We start from the raw sequence: 21,183 nt of genomic DNA, 5'->3' as shown, positions 1-21,183 counted from the left end.
ACGAGAATTTTGAAATGGATGTTCGCCAATTTGCCTTCCTGGCCCGCCAACCTTCTGCTGCCCTGAAACGCCGAGACGCGTTCCTCGGCCTGCCCAAGCGCGGGCTGGCGCTGATCCTGGCCAACGCGCTGTTCTGGCAGCCGTTGCTGGCACAGGCCGAGGGCATCGTGGTGAGCGCACCCGGCACCACGGTCGGCCAGGCGGGCAATGGCGTGCCCGTGGTGAACATCGCCACGCCCAATGGCGCGGGCTTGTCCCATAACCAGTACAGCGACTACAACGTCGGCCCCAACGGCGTCATCCTCAACAACGCTAATGGTGCGGCGACCAACACCCAATTGGGCGGCTTTATCGTCGGCAACCCGAACCTCAAGGGCGGCGCGGCCAGCGTCATCCTCAACGAAGTCAATGGCGGCAGCCCCAGCCAGTTGCGCGGTTACACCGAAGTGGCGGGGCAATCGGCCAAGGTCATCGTGGCCAACCCTTACGGCGTTACCTGCAGCGGCTGCGGCTTTATCAACACGCCCAACGTGACCCTCACCACCGGCAAGCCGGTGCTCGACGCAAACGGTCAACTGCAGCGCTACCAGGTCGACGGCGGCGCCGTGACCATCGACGGCGAAGGCCTCAACGCGAGCAACGTCGACCGCTTCGAAATCATCACCCGCACGGCCAAAATCAACGCGCAGATCAACGCGCGTGAGCTGAACGTGATCGCCGGTCGCAACGACGTCGACGCCAACACCCTGAACGCCACCCCGCGCGCCGACGACGGCAGCGCCAAGCCCGAGCTGGCCATCGACTCTTCGGCCCTGGGCGGCATGTATGCCGGTGCAATCAAACTGGTGGGCACCGAAGCTGGCGTGGGCGTGAAGCTCGACGGCACCCTGGCCGCCAGCGGCGGCGACATCCAACTGGACGCCAACGGCCGACTGAGCATGGCGCAGGCGGCCGCCACCGGTAACGTCAAGGTCACCGCGCAGTCGGTCGACCTCTCCGACAAGGTCTACGCCACCGGCAATGTGCAGGTGACCAGCGCCCAGGCCCTGGTCAACCGCAAGAGCATCGCCGCCGGCCAGCGCATCGACCTCACGGCGGCCAACCTCACCAACGCCGGTATCATCGAAGCCGGCGTCGCCCCCGACAACAGCCGCAACAGCAGCGGCGATCTGACGATCAACGCGCAGACCGTCAACACCAGCGGCAACCTCCTGGCCAGCCGTGCACTGGCGATCACCGCCGCGCAGGCGCTGACCAACCAGGGCGCAATCATCCAGGCCAAAACGGTCAACGTCAGCAGCGCCAGCGTCAGCAACCAGGGCGCCACCGCGCGTCTGTTCGGCGAGCAGGCGCTGGTGGTCGACGCGCCGGCCATCGTCAACCTTGGCGGTTTGATCCGCTTTGGTGACGGCCAGGCCGCCACGCTCACCAGCGCAAACCTGGACAACCGCCAGGGCCGCATCGAAATGTCCGGCGGCAGCCTGGCGCTCAACAGCACCGAGCTAAACAACAGCGGTGGGCAAATCGTCGCCAGCCAGATGACGGTGAACGCAGGCAATCTGAACAACCAGAACGGCGTGCTGCTGGGCAACGCGCTTACGGTAAACGCCGGCAACATCGACAACAGCCTCAAGGGCCTGCTGCAAGCCGACAGCGGCGTACTTAACCTCAACGCCACCAACGCCTTCAACAACAGCCAGGGTTTTGCCCAGGCCGCCACTGACCTCAACCTCACCGCCGGCACGCTCAGCAGCAACGCCGATGGCGTGTTGAGCGCCAACACCGGCACGCTCACCCTCGCCGTCGCGCAACAGCTCAACAACGCCCTGGGCCGCTTGCAGGCCGGGCAGGGCAACGTGCAACTGGGCGCCGCGAACCTGGACAACCAGAGCGGCGTGATCACCGGCAAGCAACTGCTGCTGAATGTGAGCGGCGGGCAGATCGACAACCGTGCCGGCCGCGTGCTGGGTGACCAACTCGACGTGCGCGCCTCGGGCCTCGACAACCGCGCGGCCGGCCTGCTCGCCGGTGGCGCCCAGGGCGTGAGCCTGCTGCTCAAGGGCCCCGGCCAGTTGCTCAACGCCCAGGGCCGCATCCAGAGCGAAGGCCTGCTGCAGCTACAAGGAGAGCGCCTGGACAACAGCGCTGGCATCCTGCTCGGCAACAGCGTCGAAGTGACCGCGCAAACCCTGAACAACAGCAGCAAGGGCGCGCTGGTCAGCAATGGCGGTGATATCACCTTCAACGTCAGCGACCTGTTGACCAACGTCGACGGCGTCATCGATGCCGGCGAGCGCAGCGTACTGGTCAAGCAACTCACCACCCTCAACAACAACGCCGGCACCCTGCGCGGCAAGCGCCTGGACATCGCCGCCCAGCACCTGAACAACGACGCCGGCCAACTGCTGGCCGGCAACCAGGGCCTGAGCTACAACGGCCAGGACGTGAGCAACCGCAAAGGCCTGATCCTCAGCGGCGGCGCCCTGACGGAACTGAACACCGCAACCCTCGACAACCAGGGCGGCACGGTGCAAGGCGACACGCTCAACGTGACCGCTGCCAAGGCCGACAACAGCGGCGACGGCCTGATGGCGAGCCTGGTGGGCGACCTGCAATTGACGGTCCAAGCGCTGGTCAACACCGGCGGCAAGCTGTTCGGCAAAGAGCAGGTGACCGTCAGCGGTGCCACTCTCGACAACAGTGGCAACGGCCAGATCAGCGGCAACCGGATCGCCCTGACCTCACGCGACACCCTGACCAACCGTGGCGGCCTGATCGAAGCCAACCAGGGCCTGACCCTCAGCGGCGGCAACCTCGACAACAGCGCCGGCGGCCAACTGCGCGCGCTGGGCGGGGCGAGCAGCAGCCTCAACCTCAGCGGCGCGGTCAACAACCAGAACGGCGCCCTCGAATTCGGCAGCACCGCCTTCAGCCTCGATGCCGCCAGCCTGAACAACCAGTCCGGCCGGGTGCAGCATGCGGGCCTGGGCCTGTTCCACCTCAACACCGCCAGCCTCAGCGGCAGCCTGGGCCGCATCAACGGCATGGGCACCGCCGATTGGGCGTTCGGCAAGGTCGACGGCCTGGGCAGCGTGCAGCTCAACGAAGCGCTCACCTACAAAAGCGCTCAGGGCCTGGCCCTCAAGGCAGGCGACCGCCTGGCCAGCGGCAAGGGCCTGGTGCTTGACGTAGCCAGTCTGGACAACGGCGGCGAACTGCTCAGCGACGGTGACCTGAGCATCACCACCGGTGGCGACATCACCAACAGCGGCCGCGTCTCGGCCCTGCAAAACCTGACGGTGACGGCCAATAACCTCAGCCAGAACGGCGGGCGTCTGGCGGCCGTCAATACGCGGCTTAACCTGAGCGGCACCCTGGACAACCTCGGCTTCCTCACGGCGCGCCAGCAGCTGGATATCGCCGCCGCACAGCTCAACAACCGTGGCACCCTCGGTGCCCAGGGTGCGCTGAACCTCACTGCCGTCAACGGCATCACCAATGCTGCCGATTCGCTGTTGTTCAGCGGCGGCGACATGACCCTGCGCAGCAATGGTTTCAGCAACCTCTATGGCGATGTCTACAGCAAGGGCAACTTGAGCTTCGCCGCACAGGATGGCGGGCGTGCCGTGCTGTTCAGCAACCGCTCCGGCACCGTGGAAAGCGAAGGCTCGATCGGCATCAATGCAGGCTTTATCGAAAACGCCAAAGATGAGTTCGAACTCGGGCAGACGCTGACCACAGGCAGCTTGAGTTGGGTCTGTGGCCAGCACTGCGGTGAGAAAGACAGCTGGGAAAAAGGCCTGATCACCATCTACGAGACGTACCTTGAGGCGGCGACCAAAGATTCGGTGGCGGCGCGCCTGGTGGCTGGCAAAAACATGCTGCTGCAAGGCGACAATGTGCAGAACCGCTACAGCCTGATGGCTGCCAATGGCGACCTGAGTATCACCGCCGGTGACCTGCTCAACCAGGGCGCCGCCACGCGCACAGGGCAGCGCAAGATTGTCGTCAGCACGCCAGGTCGCATTTCCGACGATTTGTTTGAAAGCATGCAACATGTCGACGTTCCCGCTTTTAATGCGGCCACGGCGGCTGGGCATTTCGATAAGGCGCGCTTCGAAGAGCTGAAAAACCGCTCACCCAATAGCTTTCCTTTCGCCTACATAAGCGACGTCACCACCTGGACCGACAACAGCGGCCCCGGCTACGACGCCACCCTGCAAGCTGGCGGCACCGTCAACCTCAACGTCACCCGCACCCTGCAAAACGGCACGCTGCACGACAACACCCTGGCCCAACTCACCGGACGCCTGGGCGATGACCAGACCGGCATCCCGGTCGGTGGCATCAACATCAACCTGAGCAAACACGCCAACGACCCAAGTGCCCAAGCAGCCGGCAGCGTATTGCCAGTGGCTGCCGTCGCCCCCGGCGGCGGCTTCGTGCCCGTGGACTACACCGGCACCGCCTTCGCCCCGGTCGATCCCACCACTGCGCCGAACTTCCAGCTGCCCAAGGGCGAATACGGCCTGTTCGTCAAAAATCCCGACCCGACCAGCCGTTATCTGATCGAGACCAACCGCGAGTTCACCTCGCTGTCGGGCTTCTTCAGCTCCGACTACATGCTCGGCAAACTCGGCTTCACCGGCGACAACGCCTGGCGCCGCCTCGGTGACGGCCAGTACGAAACCCGCCTGATCCGCGACGCCGTGCTCGCGCAAACCGGCCAACGCTTCCTCGCCGGCGGCCTCTACAGCGACGCCGACCAGTTCCGCTACCTGATGGACAACGCGCTGGCCAGCAAGGATGCCCTGCGCCTGAGCCTGGGCGTCACCCTCACCAGCCAGCAAGTCGGTGCCCTGACCCACGACATCGTGTGGATGGAAAACCGCGTTATCGACGGCCAGACCGTCCTGGTGCCCGTGCTTTACCTGGCCCAGGCCGAATCGCGCAACGTGCGCGGCAACAGTCTGATCCAAGGCCGCGACCTCAACCTGGTCACCGGCGGCGACCTCATCAACGTCGGCACCCTGCGCGCCAGCAACAACCTCACCGCCGCCAGCCGTGGCGGCAGCATTTACACCGGCGGCCTCGTGGAAGCCGGCAATAACCTGAGCCTGCTGGCCGACGACAGCATCCGCAACGCCATGGCCGGCGAAATTCGCGGCAAACAAGTCAGCCTCGCCGCCCTCAAAGGCGACATCACCAACGACACCACCGCCATCCAGGTGCGTGACGGCGCCGGCATGCGCACCCTCACCGACACCAGCGCCGGCACCATCGTCGCCCGCGAAAATCTCGCCATGGACGCCGGCCGCGACCTCACCAACCGAGGCGCACTGGTCGCCGGCAACGACGCCACCCTGCGCGCCGGCCGCGACCTCAACCTGATCGCCGCCAGCGACACCAGCGTCAAACACGAGATTCGTGACGGCGGCGAAAAATCCAGCATCACCACCGACGTCAAAAACCTCGCCGCCAGCGTCACGGCGGGCGGCAACCTGACGATGAAAGCGGGGCAGGACGTCAACGTCATCGGCAGCAGCGCCACCGCCGGCAAAGACCTCACGGTCGAAGCCGGACGCGACTTCAACGTCGCGTCGGTCAGCGACATGCACAACGTCGAAGGCAAGGAGAAACACGGCAAGAAACGCATCAAGACCTCGGACGACCAGACCACCCAAGTGGCGAGCGTACTGACGGCGGGTGGGGATTTTGTCAGCCAGGCCGGGCGTGACACGACGATTGTTGCGAGCAAGATCAGTGCGGGGAATGAGGCTTATCTGTATAGCGGGGATAAGTTGAGTTTGTTGGCGGCGCAGGACAGCACGCATACGTTGTATGACATGAAGGAGAAAGGAAGCTGGGGCGCTAAAAAGGCGCAGATGGATGAAGTTACTCGTACCACTCAGGTAGGTACCGAGATCAAGACGGGTGGCAACCTAGTTCTGAAAAGTGGCGGCGACCAGTTGTACCAAGTCGCCAAGCTCAACAGCGGTAAGGACATGATCCTCGATAGCGGCGGTGCAGTCGTCTTTGAAGGGGTAAAGGACCTGCACGATGAGAGCCATACCAAAAGCAAAAGCGACCTCTCCTGGTTCAGTGCCAAGGGTAAAGGAAACACCGATGAAACCTTGCGTCAGAGCGAGTTGGTTGCCCAAGGACAGCTTGTCATTAAGGCCGCCGAAGGCATTCGTATCGATGTTAAACAGGTCGATCAGCAGACCGTAAGCCAGACCGTTGATGCGATGGTCAAGGCTGATCCTAATTTAGCCTGGCTCAAGCAAGCTGAGGCACGTGGCGACATTGATTGGCGCCAGGTGAAAGAGATTCACGAGAGCTTCAAGTACGACAACTCAGGATTGGGCGCCGGTGCCAAGATTGCGATTGCGATCATGATGGCGGCGATTATGGGGCCGGTAGGATTTGGGTTGCAGGGCGCCACCCTAGCGGTGAGCACCAGCCTGAGTACGACGGCAGTCACCAGCACCATCAACAACAAGGGCAATTTAGGTGCAGCGCTTAAGGAAACGGCCAGCGCCAATAGCCTGAAAAGCGCAGCAGTCGCTGGGTTTACGGCGGGTGCCCTTGAGTATGCCGACACCAACTGGTTCGCTGGTGCTGACGGCGCAGGTGCAGGCACAACTACCGTCCAAGGTGTTACCCCAAGTACGGGCTCAACCTTGGCGGTTACTAACTCTTCCAAAGATATTTTCACCTGGACGTCAGCGGGTGATATCGCGCTGCGTACGGGAGGCCGGGCGGTAATCTCTAGCGGGATTTCAACGGCCGTCCAAGGTGGAAGTTTCGGCGACAATTTCAATGCTGCCTTGCTGGGAGAGGCTGGCAACGTTGCGATGGCTACCGGGTTTAATTGGGTGGGTGATTACGTCACGTTCCCTAATGGGAGTCCTCAGAAGATTATTGCGCATGCTTTGATGGGGGGATTGCTGGCTGAAGCGACGGGCAGTGATTTCAAAACTGGGGCTGCGGCTGCAGGATTGAACGAAGCGTTAATTAATCAGTTAGCTTGGGCAGCCCAAGATAATAAAGACATCATGTTAATGCTTTCACAGCTGACCGGTTTGGTGGCCGCGGCTGCGGTAGATGGCGACCTGGAAAAGGGCGCACAGGTAGCACAAAAGGCGACTACGTTTAATTACTTAACCCATCAAAAATTTGATGAAGTCAGAGATTGCATATCGGGTAGGACCTGCTCGACAGACGCTGAAAAAACTGCTGCGAAAACAGAGGCTGAAAGACTAAGTAAGTTTTTGGATGACGAAATGAACGATATATGCTCCAAAAACCCCGGTAGCGATAGCTGCCGGACGGCAGTGAGCTCTGCAATAAAGTATACTGCTATTAAAGATGCATGGAATGTGATGCACGAAGACGTTGAGCGCTCATCAAAAAACACATTCGATTATTTATATAATACCGAGGAAGGAAAAGGCTCCTTTGTATCCTATTTCAATACAATTGATAATCGAGCAAACTTTTTTAGTGCCAGTGATACCTATGAACATCAATTGGGTATTGGTGCAAAATGGTTTGGAGGCGCAGATACTGTTTCGCGTGCACCTATTACCGGGCTGGGGGCGGACGGGAATGCGTCATATTTGACCTTTGGAGCGGGATGGGCGTTAGCACCTGTGTATGACTGGCGCAAGGCGGCAGGAGATGCTCTTATGGCTGGCGGTTACGATAACTTTAAAGCCCTTTACGATAAAAAGGCGACCGACCCAGTAGCGTGGGATATAAATCAGCTAAAAAATGAGCAGGCAACTCTCCAGCCTATTCATGAAGCATACTTGCAGGATCATACGCGGTTTGTAGAACTGACCAAGGAAGCCACCAGCGTCGATGGGTTTATGAAATATATCCCTTTTGTGGAAACCCAGCGCATAGAGGGTGGTGTTGATATCTTGGATTATAAGTCAAGAGTTAAGTTTGGATGTAAGTTGCTCGGTTATTCAGCAAGCCAAGGGTGCGCGCCATGAGCGTCAAGAAATACCCGACAATAAAAATATTTTTCGTATTTTTATTTTGTCCTTTTCTCGCAGGTCTAATCATAGGGCCAATTTCTCTTATCATTATGCTGATAGGTCTGTTTAGTGATGCTCGTTTGCTGGGGCAAGTCAGAGGGGGAGAAGCGTTTTCAATCCTGTTGACTGCTCCGTTTTTTACGCAGTTAGTGTTTTTTATTCCTTCCCTTGTATTTGCATGTTGTATAAGTTTTGTTAAGCCAGCTAAAACTTTTAAAGCTTGCCGGAATGTTTCGATCTGCGGAGCTGTGGTTGCTTCGTTTTGGATGTTTTTGGCGGACTTTTACTTGCTTCGTAATAGTTATGATTACAGCTTTGTGGACAGCATGCTTCCTGCTTCAATTGCTTTTTTTGGAAGCGCGTTAATCACCGGACTGTTATCGTTTTGGACTTTCCCGAAATATTCTCATAGTTAAATTTGCAAAGGCGGGAAATAAAAACTATGAAGGCTCTGTAGAGAAGGCGAGAAAATAAACAAAATGAAATTATCTAGTCCTAAAAAGCTTGTTGATATGAATAGTTTTCTGCCCCTCGATGGTGAGAGTAGTATTGAAATACTTTATGAAGGAACAGAACTGATCATAAATTTTTTTTGAGCCCGATGATGGGGGTTCCGACGAAAAAAAACGTTTCGATTTAAAAAGGCAAAATACTTTTATAAGTTGCCGTTCCCTGGGTACAGCCCCTTTAGCTGTTCAAGTGATGAAGGCATAGAGCTTCTTAATTGTTTGGTCGAGTATGGTTGCTCAGAGATGGTAGATATAGATAAAGAAAAGTCTGGTATCTCCGATTATACTCATTATAGATTGTTTTTCCATTCTGTAGGTGTCGCTGTATATGTGATAGCTAAAACTTTTTCTTTGGAGTGAAAAGATTTACTCTGAGAGTTAGGTGTTCGGTAAACCTAAGCTATAAGGTGCGTGTATCCAGACCGTTATGCTAGATGGAGCTTCCTTGTTCCTGCATAATATATTGTGGCGGAACGTGGGTTGTTAGCCATATACCATTTTCAGCTAGATAAAAAGCTAAGCCGTTTTGATGCATTTTTAGAGAGTCAATTATGAGGTCACAGGTTTTCCGTATCTCTGTCCAACGGCTAATGCTGTGCTTTTATCTTTTGTTAAATGTACATGATGGCGAGATCCGGAAATTAATAGTGCTGCAGGAGAGAAAAAGTTATTAAACCAAAGTCCAGATTACAGGCATTTTCATTGCTATTGATTTATGTGGTTTTTTTTGTTTTTTTTGATAGGGGTTATTGGAAAGTTTATAGGTTCGCTGGTTAGTTATTCAAAAATTGGAGTTTGGAATTTTGGTTGGGCTGATATTGCAGATCTGTTTCCGGGTGTTTTCGCTTACGCGATCCCTGTTGGGATAGGCATTTTGACGCTGTCATGGATGAAGAAAATTAAATAATATATCCTTTTATTCCCCCTTTTTATTGAATGGAAGAAAATTGTGAAAGTTTATATATGGTTACTGATCTTATTGTTGGCAGCCTTAATTGGCTGCGCACCTTCCCGTTCCAATTGGGAAAATGGAATGAACCTCAGGGTAGGTACTCAGTTCGATTCCCACCTTTACAAGCACTGCACACGAGGATGTGGCGACTCATATTGGTCGCCTGTAAATAATAAGCGGACGTTTGATAAGGTTGTTGATGAAAGCAGAGGCAAGCGGTATTACATAACCTGGATTAGGGATTGTCGATATTCGGTTTTTGTCGCTGCCGATCGGTCAATAAAGTCATGGAGGTACGAAACCTCTAACGTAAAAGGATGTTATGTATTTTAGCTGCTTTCTGAAGCGGAGAAAAAGCATGAGCGAAGTTATCGTCGCAATGGTATTTATGTTTTTGGTCGCGGGATGCGCGCCCTCGCGTTCAGTGTGGCTGTCCAGTAAGCATAGATGGATCGGGTCCAGCTTTGATTCTCACGTATACAGCATTTGCTCCAGCACGCCACATACATGTACTGATCCGTTTTGGTCTCCCGCCAACAACGATAAAACGTTCGATAGGTTAACAAAGGAAAGCAGCTTTGCACGCTAATCTATAACTTGGGCCAGAGATTGCCGCTATTCGGTACTTGTATCGCCCGAAAGTAAGATAGTCTCATGGCAGCATGAAACTAGTTACCTTGAAAATTGTTATATATTCTAGAATGAAAAAGGAGAGTTTTATTTTAATTTGAGTTGATAGTAGAAAGTGGTTTAATAAATCTGTCCGTTTTGTTTGGTTTTCCTTGCAGTTGCAGAGTTGAAGGTTGGGCATTAATGTACACACGATATGATCATAGCTAATGATCTTGAGAAGAAACTGTCCGCAGATTTCGACGTATTCAGCATTTCTAAATTTGCGTTTGAAATTTATCAGCATCATGGGTAAGAAATTACTCATCCGGAAGATCGAATACTTCTCTCATTGATGGCAATGGAAGAAGGGAAAGCGTTTGAGCTGACTAAGTCTGAATTCTTAGATCTGATTTCAGAGCTCAGAATTCCGGGATGAAAAAAGGGACGAATTTATTTGGTTGTACTGCTCACGCATAAAACGGGCGACACTACGGCCGCCCGACTTTCACTCAGACCGGATCCGCATTAAGCCCGCGACTGATCACATCCAACACATCACACCCATCGCGCAGCGGAGTTGCCAGCAACTGCGCAAAATCTTGCAGCACCACCGCATCGCTGCTCAATTGATCGCGAAACGCCAGGTTCTCCAGCAATTGGGTAACAGCGCGGATGCGGTATACGGCGGCGTCGTGGAGTACATCCAGCGGTGCCTGGGTGTCGATAATCAGCGCTGGGACGGTGCAGTCGTGGCCGGTAAGAGGCATGTATCTATTCATGTGAAGTCTCGTTTTGATGGTATGAAAGCCATCACCCCATCGTCGCCAAACGAGTCAGGTGGCAGCTGTGCGCAGGTTGGCGAACCGGAAACGAGTAACCGGCAGACCCGAAGGTCTCCCGCGCACAGCCGCCATAACACGACTTTGCGGGTGCAAAAATGCCTGCAAAAAAACGCAGACCGTTTTTGCACTCGTTTACGGATCGCCAAATCCCATCGCTCTGTTGAGCGACGGCGGGACTATAAGCCGCCCGATCAAAACCGCGCAAGGCATCAAAGGCCGCGTCACGGGACTTCCACTATTTGCGACCCGTTTCACAATCCCCCCAAGAACTTTTCCAACCTTCCCGGTACTAATCTATCTCGACGGCAGTTTGCTGGCTAAATAATGGCAACTAATCATCAGCCCGCAAACAAACTGCCCTCAATACAGCTGCCGCTTGTCGGAATAACGCGTCCAACAACCGGAATTTCATCTTTACGCTGATGTGAAGTTGTTATTAGTCAAAAAATTGCGTGCCCAGTCGCTCGGCCCTGCACTCAACCCGGCAAGTTCGATGCCTGTGTGCCACCCAATAAGTTTCGACGGATCGAACAGTCTCTATCGCTCCGTCGCCTTGAGATTTTGAATATGGACGCTCGCCCCGCCTTTGCCCTGAAACGCCTGTGCCAACGTGGCTTGGCTTTGATCCTGGCCAACCTGCTGTTCTGGCAGCCGTTGCTGGCCCAGGCCGAGGGGATTGTGGTGAACGGCCCCGGCACTACGGTCGGCCAGGCGGGCAATGGCGTGCCGGTGGTGAATATCGCCACGCCCAATGGCAGCGGCCTGTCCCATAACCAGTTCAGCGACTACAACGTCGGCCCCAATGGGGTGATCCTCAACAACGCCAGCGCGCCGCTGCAGAACACGCAGTTGGGCGGCATCATTGTCGGCAACCCTAACCTCAAGGCCGGCGCGGCCAATGTGATTCTCAACGAGGTCAACGGCGGCAGCCCCAGCCAGTTGCGCGGTTACACCGAGGTGGCGGGGCAGTCGGCCAAGGTGATCGTGGCCAACCCGTATGGCGTTACCTGCAGCGGCTGCGGCTTCATCAACACGCCGAACGTGACGCTGACCACCGGCAAGCCGGTGCTCGATGCCAGCGGCCAGCTGCAGCGCTATCAGGTCGACGGCGGCGCGGTGACCATCGACGGTCAGGGCCTGAACGCGAGCAATGTCGACCGTTTCGAGATCATCACCCGTACCGCCAAAATCAACGCGCAAATCAATGCACGCGAGCTGAACGTGATTGCCGGGCGCAATGACGTCGACGCCAAAACCTTAAACGCCACCCCGCGCGCCGATGACGGCAGCGCCAAGCCGGAGCTGGCCATCGACTCGTCGGCCCTGGGCGGCATGTACGCCGGTGCAATCAAACTAGTGGGCACCGAGGCTGGCGTGGGCGTGAAGCTCGACGGCACGCTGGCGGCCAGCGGCGGCGACATCCAGCTGGATGCCAACGGCCACTTGAGCATGGCCCAGGCGGCGGCCAGCGGCGCGGTGAACATCAACGCGGCCAGCCTTGAGACCAAAGGCGCGGTCTACGCCGGTACCACGCTCAAGGCGCAAACCCGCGGCGAGCTGAAAAATAGCAAAACCCTCGCCGCCCGCGACAGCATCAGCCTGGCCAGCAACGGCCAGTTGACCAACAACGGCATCGTCGAAGCCGGGGTCAACGCCGACAACTCCCGCAATGCCAACGGCGACGTCACCCTTAACGCCCAGCGCATCACCAACACCGGCACGCTGATCGCCAACCGCGCGCTCACCGCCACGGTCGCCCAAACTCTGAATAACCAGGGCGGCACCCTCAGCGCCAAACAGGCGCTGACGGTGAACGCGGCGGCTGTGGATAACCAGAACCAGGGCCGTCTGCTCAGCGATAACGCGCTGGTGGTCAACACGGTTCAGCTCGACAATCGCCACGCCGGCATTATCTCCAGCGACGGTGCGCAAACCCTCAACGTCAGCGGCTTGCTCGACAACAGCGCCGGCGGCTCGATCGACAGCAGCGGCGCCATCGTGCTGCACGGCCAGTCCCTGGACAACAGCGTCGGCAGCCTCACCAGCGGCGCGGCCATCACCCTCGACCTGCTCGGTGACCTGATCAACCGCAACGGCAAGCTGGCCAGCGCCGGGCCGCTGCTGGTCCAGCGCGCCGGCCATGTCGACAACCAGGGCGGCAAGCTCGCGAGCCAGGGGCTGCTGAGCCTGTTCGCCAACAGCCTCGACAACCAGAACAACGGCACCCTGGCCGCCAACGACGGCGTGACGGTCACCACCAGAGGCCTGCTGCAGAACGGCAGCAACGGTTTGATCCACAGCGAAAACGCCGGCCTCACCCTCAGCGCCGGCAGCCTGGACAACAACGGTGGTCGGCTGTCGTCCAGAGCCGGGGACGTGCTGATCGACGCCGGCCAGTTCAGCAACGGCACCGGCGCGGTGTTCGCCGGCAATCGTGTGTCGTTGCGTGGCGGCGACGTCGACAACGCCGGGCAGATCGCCGGGCAGGCCATCGACGTCAGTCTGCGCGGCGCACTCAACAACCGCAGCCTGATTGAGAGCGCTACCACGCTGGATGTGAGCGCCGCCAGCCTGAGCAACAGCGGCCAGATGCGGGCACTGGGCAGCGCCGGTAAAACGCGTTACATCATCGGCGGCCTGTTGAGCAACAGCGGCGCTCTGGAAGCGGCCAACAACGAGTTGAGCCTTGCTGCCGGCTTGTTCCAGAACACCGGCGGCAGCGTGCTGCATGTGGGCAGCGGCGTGTTCGACCTCAGCGGCATCAACCTCGATGAGGTCGGCGGCAGCCTGGTCAGCCACGGCGACCTGACCCTCGACAAAGCCCGTTGGACCAACAGCAGCACGATCCAGGCCGAGCGCCTGACCGTCAACGTCGGCACCCTCAACCAGACCGCCAGCGGCAAACTGCTGGCCGGCACCCGGCTGGTGGGCAGCGGCCAGGACTGGACCACCGCCGGCGCCGTGGCCAGTAACGGCACCCTCGACCTCACCCTGGGCGGCACGCTCAACAACAGCGGCCGCATGACCGCCGCCACCGACCTCAGCCTGCGCGCCGCAGCCGTCAACAACCTCGGCACCCTCGGCAGCGGCGGGGCCACGACCGTCAGCGCCGCCAGCCTGCTCAATGACAATGGCCTGATCTTCAGCGGCGGCGACATGAGCCTGCGCGTCGAGCGCCTGAAAAACCTTGCCGCCAACATTTACGCCCTGGGCAACCTGCGCATCGACCGCGACGGCCAGGGCGGCCTGGCCGACAGCATCGTCAACAGTTCCTCGACGATCCAGACCGACGCCAACCTGACCCTCGCCGCCAGCACCCTTCAGAACATCCGCACGCTGCTCACCAGCGAATCGGGCATCTACAGCGCTTCCATCACGCCCACCGCGTGCATCTTCAATGTCACGGGCGGCGACTGTGACGGCGGCAAGGAAAACCGCCCGTACCTGATTGCCCAGCGTGAGCACTTGATCGTGACGCAAGCCAGCGCGGCGTCCAGCATCACCTCGGGCGGCAACATGCTGCTGACCGGTGGCGAGCTGCTCAACAGCAGCAGTAGCATCGCCGCCGGCGGCAACCTGACTGCCGTCGTCAACCAGTTGAACAACGTGGGCCTGGTGACCCACGACACCCTCAGCGAACGTATTTTTGCCTCCGAGCGCAGCCGTCACCCGGAAATCTGGGCCGAGCCTGCGGCTGCGTTCAACCAGCGTTATTCCATCGGCGGGGCGAATTACGACCCCAACAACATGAGCGGCGTCGAGGCCGCCATGGCTGCCTTTATCGGCACCATGGAGCGCGAGTGGGTGCCCCTCAAGACCACCGAGCTGGCGCCTTCCGACCAGCGTTACGCAGCGGTGATCCAGGCCGGCGGCGCCGTCAATGTGAAAGCCCAGGCCGGCATCGACAACAGCGTGGTGCGCGGCGGCTACACCTACGTGGGCAGCGGCGTCAAAACCGACACTCGCGCGCCGGGCTACTCCACCCTGGTCAGCCTCAACCCGCAACTGCCGCCGGACGTCGCCCAGCAACAGGTCAACCCCCTCGGCCTGCCGGGCTTTGGCTTGCCCACCGGGCAGAACGGCCTGTTCCACCTCAACGACGGCACCGGCGCCAGCGGCCTGCCCAGCAGCCAGTTCGCGGCCAACCCGCAAAAGTACCTGATCGAAACCAACCCGGCGCTGACCGACATGCGTCAGTTCCTGGGGTCGGATTACCTGCTGGCCAAGCTGGGCTTCAACCCGGACCTGGCACAAAAGCGCCTGGGTGACGGCTTATACGAACAACGCTTGATCCAGCAAGCCGTATTCGCCCGCACCGGCCAGCGGTTCATCGATGGCCTGACCAGCGACGCCGCCCTGTACCAGCGCCTGATGGACAACGCCGTCGCCAGCAAAACCGCGCTCAACCTGTCCGTGGGCGTGAGCCTTACTGCCGAGCAGGTCGCGGCGCTGACCCATGACATCGTCTGGCTGGAAAACGCCACCGTCGCCGGCCAGCAAGTGTTGGTGCCCGTGCTGTACCTGGCCCAGGCCAGCAACCGCCTGGCGCCCAACGGCGCATTGATCTCCGGCAACGATCTGAGCCTGATGGCCGGCGCCGACCTCAACAACGTCGGCACCCTGCGCGCCACCAGCAGCCTGTTCGCCAGCGCTGGCGGCAACCTCACCAACAGTGGCCTGATGCAAGCCGGCGGGCGCCTCGACCTGCTCAGCGGCAACACCCTCAGCAACCGTGCCGGCGGCATTCTCGCCGGCCGCGACGTCAACCTCGCTGCCGGCGCCGACCTGCTCAACCAGCGCACCGTCACCACTCACCAAAGCGCCAGCGGCTACCGCACCGAGCGCAGCGACTTCGTCGACAACGCCGCGCGCATTGAGTCGGCCAACGCGCTCACCCTGCAAGCGGGCGGTAACATCAACAACGTCGGCGGCGCACTCAAGAGCGGCGCCGACACCATCGTCCAGGCCAAGGGCGACGTCAACGTCACCGCTTCGCACACCCTGAACAGCGGCAACATCGGTAGCCGCTCGAGCTTCAGCACCCTGGCCCAGCAGGGCTCGGTGGTCGAGGCGGGCCGAGATCTGCATGTGGTGGCGGGGCGCGATATCAGCGCGGTGGGCAGTCAGCTCAATGCCACGCGTGATTTGGCGATGGCGGCGACGGGCAATGTGAACCTTGGCGCGGTCACCAACGAGCAGCATTCGGCATTCAATTCGAAGAAGGTCACCAGCAAAGAGGACCACGTTCAACAGGTGGGCACCTCGCTGGTGGCCGGTGGCGACCTGTCCCTGAGCGCTGGCAACGACCTGACCGCCACAGCCAGCCGCGCGAGTGCCGGCCAGCAAGCCTACCTGTACGCCGGCAATGACCTGGCGCTGAACGCCGCGCAGAACAGCGACTACAGTTATTACCGCAAAACCAAGACCAGCAGCGGGTTGCTCTCCAGCAGCCAGAAGACACGCATCGACAGCAGCAACCAGATCGCCCAGCAAGGCTCTTCCATCAGCGGCGACACGGTGGTGGTGCGTGCCGGTCGAGACATCGGCACCACGGCCAGCGATGTGGTGTCCACCCACGCCACAAGCGTGCAGGCCGGGCGCAACGTATTGATCGGCGGCGCCACCGAAAGCTTCGAGCAGAGCCATTCGTCCTCGGTCAAAAAATCGGGCTTGCTGAGCACCGGCGGTATCGGCGTCACGCTAGGCTCCAGCAGCAACAAAAACACCACCACCAGCAGCACCGAAACCACCCGCGCCAGCAATGTTGGCAGCGTGCTGGGCAGCGTGAACATCCAGGCCGGCAAGGACCTGACCTTGCGTGGCTCCGACGTGGTGGCCGGCAAGGACATTAGCCTGGCCGGGCAGAATGTCAGCATCCTGGCGTCCGAGAACAACAACCGCAGTGAGCAGACCGCCAAGAGCAAATCCAGCGGCTTGACCCTGGCGTTGTCCGGCACCGTGGGCCGCGCGGTGGACAGCGCCTACCAGACTGCCAAACAGGCCAGGAACGAGGACGACACTCGCCTGTCGGCGCTGCAAGGCGTGAAGGCCGGCTTGACCGGTGTGCAGGCGTGGCAGGCGGCGCAGAAGGACGGGGGCATCAACGGCGGAAACGTCGCGCAGTTCGTGGGCATCAGCCTCTCTCTGGGCTCACAAAAGTCCGAGTCCAAACAGACCCAGGAACAAACCCTCAGCCAGGGCAGCAGCCTCACCGCCGGCAACAACCTCACCATCGTGGCCGACGGCAACGGCACGCCCGGGGACGCGGGTGATATTCGTGTGCAAGGCAGCAAGCTGCAGGCCGGCAACCAGATGCAACTGGCAGCCGAGCGCGATATTCGCCTGGAAGCGGCAGCCAACAACCAGAAACTCGAGGGCAACAGCAAGAGCAGCGGCGGGGCGGTGGGCATCAGCCTGGGCGTAGGCTCCGACGGCGGCGGGCTGAGTATCTTCGCCAATGCCAACAAAGGCACAGGCAACGAAAAAGGCAACGGCACCACCTGGACCGAGACCACGCTGGACGCCGGCAACCAGATCAACCTGACCAGCGGGCGCGACACGACCCTCAAAGGCGCGCAGGTCAGCGCAGACAAAATCGCCGCCACCGTGGGTCGTGACCTCACGCTGCAAAGTCTGCAAGACAGCGACAACTACAAGTCCAGGCAGACCGATGCGAGCGCCGGCGTCAGCTACGCCATCATCGGCTCAGGCGGCAGCGCCAACCTCAGCGTCAGCAAAAGCAAGCTCGACTCCAAATACCAAAGCGTGCAGGAGCAAACCGGCCTGTTCGCCGGCAAGGGCGGTTACCAGGTCGACGTGGGCAACCACACCCAACTCGACGGCAGCGTGATCGCCAGCACCGCCACGTCAGACAAAAACCGTCTGAGCACCAGTACCCTCGGCTGGAGCGTGTTGAAGAACAAGGCCGAGTACAGCAGCAAACTGCAAAGCGCCAGCGTCAGCACGGGCAGTGATGGCTCTGGCGCCTTCATCAGCAACATGCCCACCGGCACCCTGATCGCCTTCAACCACGGCGACAGCGACAGCGGCACTACCTCTTCGGCCATCTCCAACGGCACCCTCGACATCCGCGACCCTGCCAAACAACAGCAGGACGTCGCTACGCTCAGCCACGACGTCGAGCACGCCAACGGCAGCATCAGCCCGATTTTCGATAAGGAGAAAGAGCAGAAACGCCTGCGGCAGGTGCAGCTTATCGCCGATATTGGCACGCAAACGGTCGATATCGTTCGGACCCAGGGCGAACTCAACGCCAACAAGGCGGCACGCGAAGAACTGGCCAGGCAAAACATTGATAACCCATCGAGCGACCAGATCCACGCCAGCGCCGCATACAAAAAAATCATGGCCGACTACGGCGTCGGCGGCGACTACCCCCGCGTCGCCCAAGCCGTAACAGCAGCCTTGCAAGGCCTAGTCGGCGGTGACATCGGTTCCGCCATCGCCGGCGCCTCGGCGCCGTACCTGGCCCAAGTCATCAAAAAAACCACCGGCGACAACGCGGCCCTCAACACCATGGCTCACGCGGTCTTGGGTGCGGTGGTAGCGCAGGCGCAAGGCAACTCGGCACTGGCCGGCGGGGCTGGCGCAGCGACGGGTGAGTACATTGCGCACCAGATGTATCCGGGAGTGGCAACGGCGGATCTGACGCAGGAGCAGAAGGAGACCGTGTCGGCGTTGTCCGGTTTGGCTGCGGGGTTGGCTGGTGGGATTGCGGGAGGCGATCTGGGCGGGGCGGTTACGGGGGCGCAGGCGGGGACAAATGCGGTTCAGAACAACTATCTGAGCGAGGAGCAGAAAGCTCAGCGTGATGCGGAAATGGCAGCTTGCCCGGGTGTGGGATGCCGCACAGGTACCGCTACCAAGTGGCTGGCAATCGATATTTCGCAGGATGCCGTCTTTACAGCAGGTGCACTCTCAGGTGCGGCTATTGGGTTGAATGAATCCATCGACAGCATTGTGCACACGGCCGGTAACTTTACAGAGACCATCTCGGCTCTGAAATCCGTCGTCGAGAGCGGTGGTGTTTGGGATTCGGTCAAGCAATCGTACATCGACCGCCTTGATAAATTGCAGATGCACTACGAAGAAGCCGGGGCCAGTGGTTCATACCTGGCTGGGGTTGAAACCGGCAAGCTTTTGATTGATATGGCGAGCGTTCTCGCTGATGGCGCCGGGCTGGTGAAGGGTGGTGCCTTGCTGGCGGAGAAGGTTACGGCCAGGGTTGCCAAGGCTGAGTTGGAGGTGGCGGCGAAGGGCTCGGCGGCTACGCCTCCTTGGGTCAGCGCTGAGGGGGAGTTCAGCGGAAGGCTTTCTGATGGTTATGCGTCGGGAACGACTACGTTTAATGGGGTTGTGGTAGAGAACGCTGGGGATTTTAGCGGCGGGATTGGTGTAAAAGCGACTGGTGCAGCTGAAGTGCCGGCTACTTCAGCAATTGCGCGTGTTGGGCTGAGAGACGATCTGGCCGCTCAAGCAGGGATTCCTCGAAATATTGCTGAATTACCGTCTAGCATGTGGGGTAAGTCGATTGATGACATCAAGCAGTCGCTAATGCTTGATGGTGCGAGCCTTACGCCGAAACCACCATTGGCTGGTACTTCAGGTAAAGCACAGGTCTTTAACGTTGAAGGACACCCGACAATAAAAGAGGTAGAGTTCCATCCGGGCGGTGGGACCCACGGCGATAGTCCCTACTATAAGCTTGTTACTACTGAGAAGATTGGTGCGAAAAATATAGAAATACGGGTAATTGATCCGTCGCCTGATTTTAGGCCAGGCACTATTACGCGTTATCAACAATACTATGATACCCAAGGAAATCGTCTGAAGTATGAGGGCGGTGAGTGGAAGGGCTGGAAGTGATCTATGAGAAATTTATTCCCTGATTTGAGCTCTGACCTTGCGCCAGGTATATCAGCAGCAGGATTCTTTTTAGGTGAGTCGTTTCCCGACGTTAGCGAAAAAATTGGGGAGGTTGACTGGTTCGGTCCGGAAGTGCCAGTTCGTGACATTCTCATTAAAAACAACGCTTGGATCGGAGTTAAGAGAAAGATCGGCTTTGGTAATGAACTTATATTATCATATCGGTTTATGAATGAGGCGGTCTCACTGTATTTCGAAAATAGCGGGAAGCTTTATAGAGTTGCCGTGGGTGAAGGCTATTGTGGTAAATTTAATAGAGTCGGTGTGGGGGATGATCTTCGAAGCTTAGAAAAAGAGTTTGAGATTGTATTTAATGATGCTGATGATGATTTCCTTCTAAAGAAAGAGGAAAGTATATTGACTGGAATTAGCTTTGTTACGGACTACAGAGCTTCCTTGGAAGATGCGCCAGAACAAGTTATCAGGTTTATATCAATACATGACTGGTCTCTGCGGTAAAATTATTGTGCGGGCGGAGATTTTCATAGAGCTAATAAAATATACAGGTGCAAAAGGGCTAGGTCAGACAGGTGGAGCCGTTACGTCGGGTACGACACTTGATCTGTTTTCAGCCACCCGAGGTAAAGATCTTTCGAAGCTAACCAATCAGCAGGTTGGTGACCTAGGTGAAGATATCTCCTACTGTGCCACTGCCTGATACACGGCATCTGGACGCGCATATGCCAGGAGGATTTAGATATAATCCGGGCGGTCCAGGGTCAGCTCTCCCGGCATACCCACCGAAAAAAGGAGTTGAGTAATGCATTCCATGCCGCTAGAGCTTGCGAAGCAAAAGTTAATTTTTTACGTGGCTCAGGATTTGGACCCGTCTATTAGATCTAATGTGCAGCAGTTTGTGAATGAGGTTGCTGCGTCAAGAATATGGAGCGTTACTCCGCCAAGTTTTATTGACGAGATAGACGAAAGTGGCGCGGAAGTAGTAGGTGGGATTTTGGAGATTTATTCGGCTTTGCCGCCAAACATGCTTCCTGTTGAGATGGACTCAAAAAACCTAGATGACGTAGAGGCGCTGGTAGGTGCCGTAAAAAAGCTATCTGAAAAAGAAAGTCTTTCCTTTGAGTTTCAGTTAGATACTAATTTCGTTGGCGCTATTGAGGACGGTGTTATTGATCGAGTCCTGCTGGACGGTTTGCTTATACCGTGGCGAAATCACCTCAAAGAGAAAAGGTGAATTGGTGCAAAAGCAAATGGTGGCGCTGCCGGAAAGGTAGATGACCTTGCCTCTACTGGGATACCTGTTCGTCCCACGCCCC

At 58.2% G+C, this 21,183-nt stretch carries 6 protein-coding genes and 1 pseudogene; 5 read left to right on the top strand and 2 right to left on the bottom strand.

The genetic code is table 11. The features are described from left to right. Nucleotides 1-14 precede the first annotated feature (14 nt). Both LUB09_RS21435 and LUB09_RS21430 read left to right on the top strand, forming a co-directional pair. Nucleotides 15-8,003: a two-partner secretion domain-containing protein gene (locus LUB09_RS21435; protein ID WP_231423631.1), complete on the top strand. Its 7,989-nt coding sequence runs from the start codon at nucleotides 15-17 to the stop codon at nucleotides 8,001-8,003. Beyond that, nucleotides 8,000-8,464, top strand: coding sequence for a hypothetical protein (locus LUB09_RS21430; protein WP_231423630.1), 465 nt, complete (start codon nucleotides 8,000-8,002; stop codon nucleotides 8,462-8,464). Before LUB09_RS21435 ends, LUB09_RS21430 begins: the two co-directional genes overlap by 4 nt. 523 nt (nucleotides 8,465-8,987) lie before the next feature. On the opposite strand, the pseudogene LUB09_RS23915 reads toward LUB09_RS21430, so the two are convergent. Together LUB09_RS23915 and LUB09_RS21425 are read right to left on the bottom strand one after the other, a co-directional pair. Beyond that, nucleotides 8,988-9,202: pseudogene (locus LUB09_RS23915) on the bottom strand (RNA 2'-phosphotransferase); the annotation flags it as partial. Nucleotides 9,203-10,630: 1,428 nt separating this feature from the next. Next, nucleotides 10,631-10,888 (bottom strand): hypothetical protein, encoded by a 258-nt coding sequence (locus LUB09_RS21425; protein ID WP_231423649.1) that lies wholly within the window; start codon nucleotides 10,886-10,888, stop codon nucleotides 10,631-10,633. Nucleotides 10,889-11,530: 642 nt separating this feature from the next. Between LUB09_RS21425 and LUB09_RS21420 the strand changes: the two genes are divergently transcribed. The 3 genes from LUB09_RS21420 to LUB09_RS21410 all read left to right on the top strand — a co-directional run bounded on the left by LUB09_RS21420 (nucleotide 11,531) and on the right by LUB09_RS21410 (nucleotide 21,101). Then, on the top strand, nucleotides 11,531-19,849 hold the full coding sequence (locus LUB09_RS21420) for a hemagglutinin repeat-containing protein (protein ID WP_231423629.1): 8,319 nt from the start codon (nucleotides 11,531-11,533) through the stop codon (nucleotides 19,847-19,849). Nucleotides 19,850-19,852: 3 nt separating this feature from the next. Next, complete coding sequence (locus tag LUB09_RS21415; RefSeq protein WP_231423628.1) at nucleotides 19,853-20,368, top strand: hypothetical protein; 516 nt, start codon at nucleotides 19,853-19,855, stop codon at nucleotides 20,366-20,368. A gap of 301 nt (nucleotides 20,369-20,669) precedes the next feature. Continuing rightward, complete coding sequence (locus LUB09_RS21410) at nucleotides 20,670-21,101, top strand: hypothetical protein (protein ID WP_231423627.1); 432 nt, start codon at nucleotides 20,670-20,672, stop codon at nucleotides 21,099-21,101. The last annotated feature ends 82 nt before the right edge of the window (nucleotides 21,102-21,183 follow it).

Origin of the sequence: Pseudomonas sp. Leaf59 (genome assembly GCF_920984685.1) — a bacterium.
Classification (GTDB): domain Bacteria; phylum Pseudomonadota; class Gammaproteobacteria; order Pseudomonadales; family Pseudomonadaceae; genus Aquipseudomonas.
Note: the sequence above shows the minus strand (reverse complement) of the source record. Positions and strands in the feature narration are given on the sequence as shown.

Coding starts and splice junctions, on each gene's coding strand:
- LUB09_RS21415 (WP_231423628.1), top strand. CDS start 19,853: ATGAGAAATTTATTCCCTGATTTGAGCTCTGACCTTGCGCCAGGTATA.
- LUB09_RS21420 (WP_231423629.1), top strand. CDS start 11,531: ATGGACGCTCGCCCCGCCTTTGCCCTGAAACGCCTGTGCCAACGTGGC.
- LUB09_RS21425 (WP_231423649.1), bottom strand. CDS start 10,888: ATGCCTCTTACCGGCCACGACTGCACCGTCCCAGCGCTGATTATCGAC.
- LUB09_RS21430 (WP_231423630.1), top strand. CDS start 8,000: ATGAGCGTCAAGAAATACCCGACAATAAAAATATTTTTCGTATTTTTA.
- LUB09_RS21435 (WP_231423631.1), top strand. CDS start 15: ATGGATGTTCGCCAATTTGCCTTCCTGGCCCGCCAACCTTCTGCTGCC.
- LUB09_RS21410 (WP_231423627.1), top strand. CDS start 20,670: ATGCATTCCATGCCGCTAGAGCTTGCGAAGCAAAAGTTAATTTTTTAC.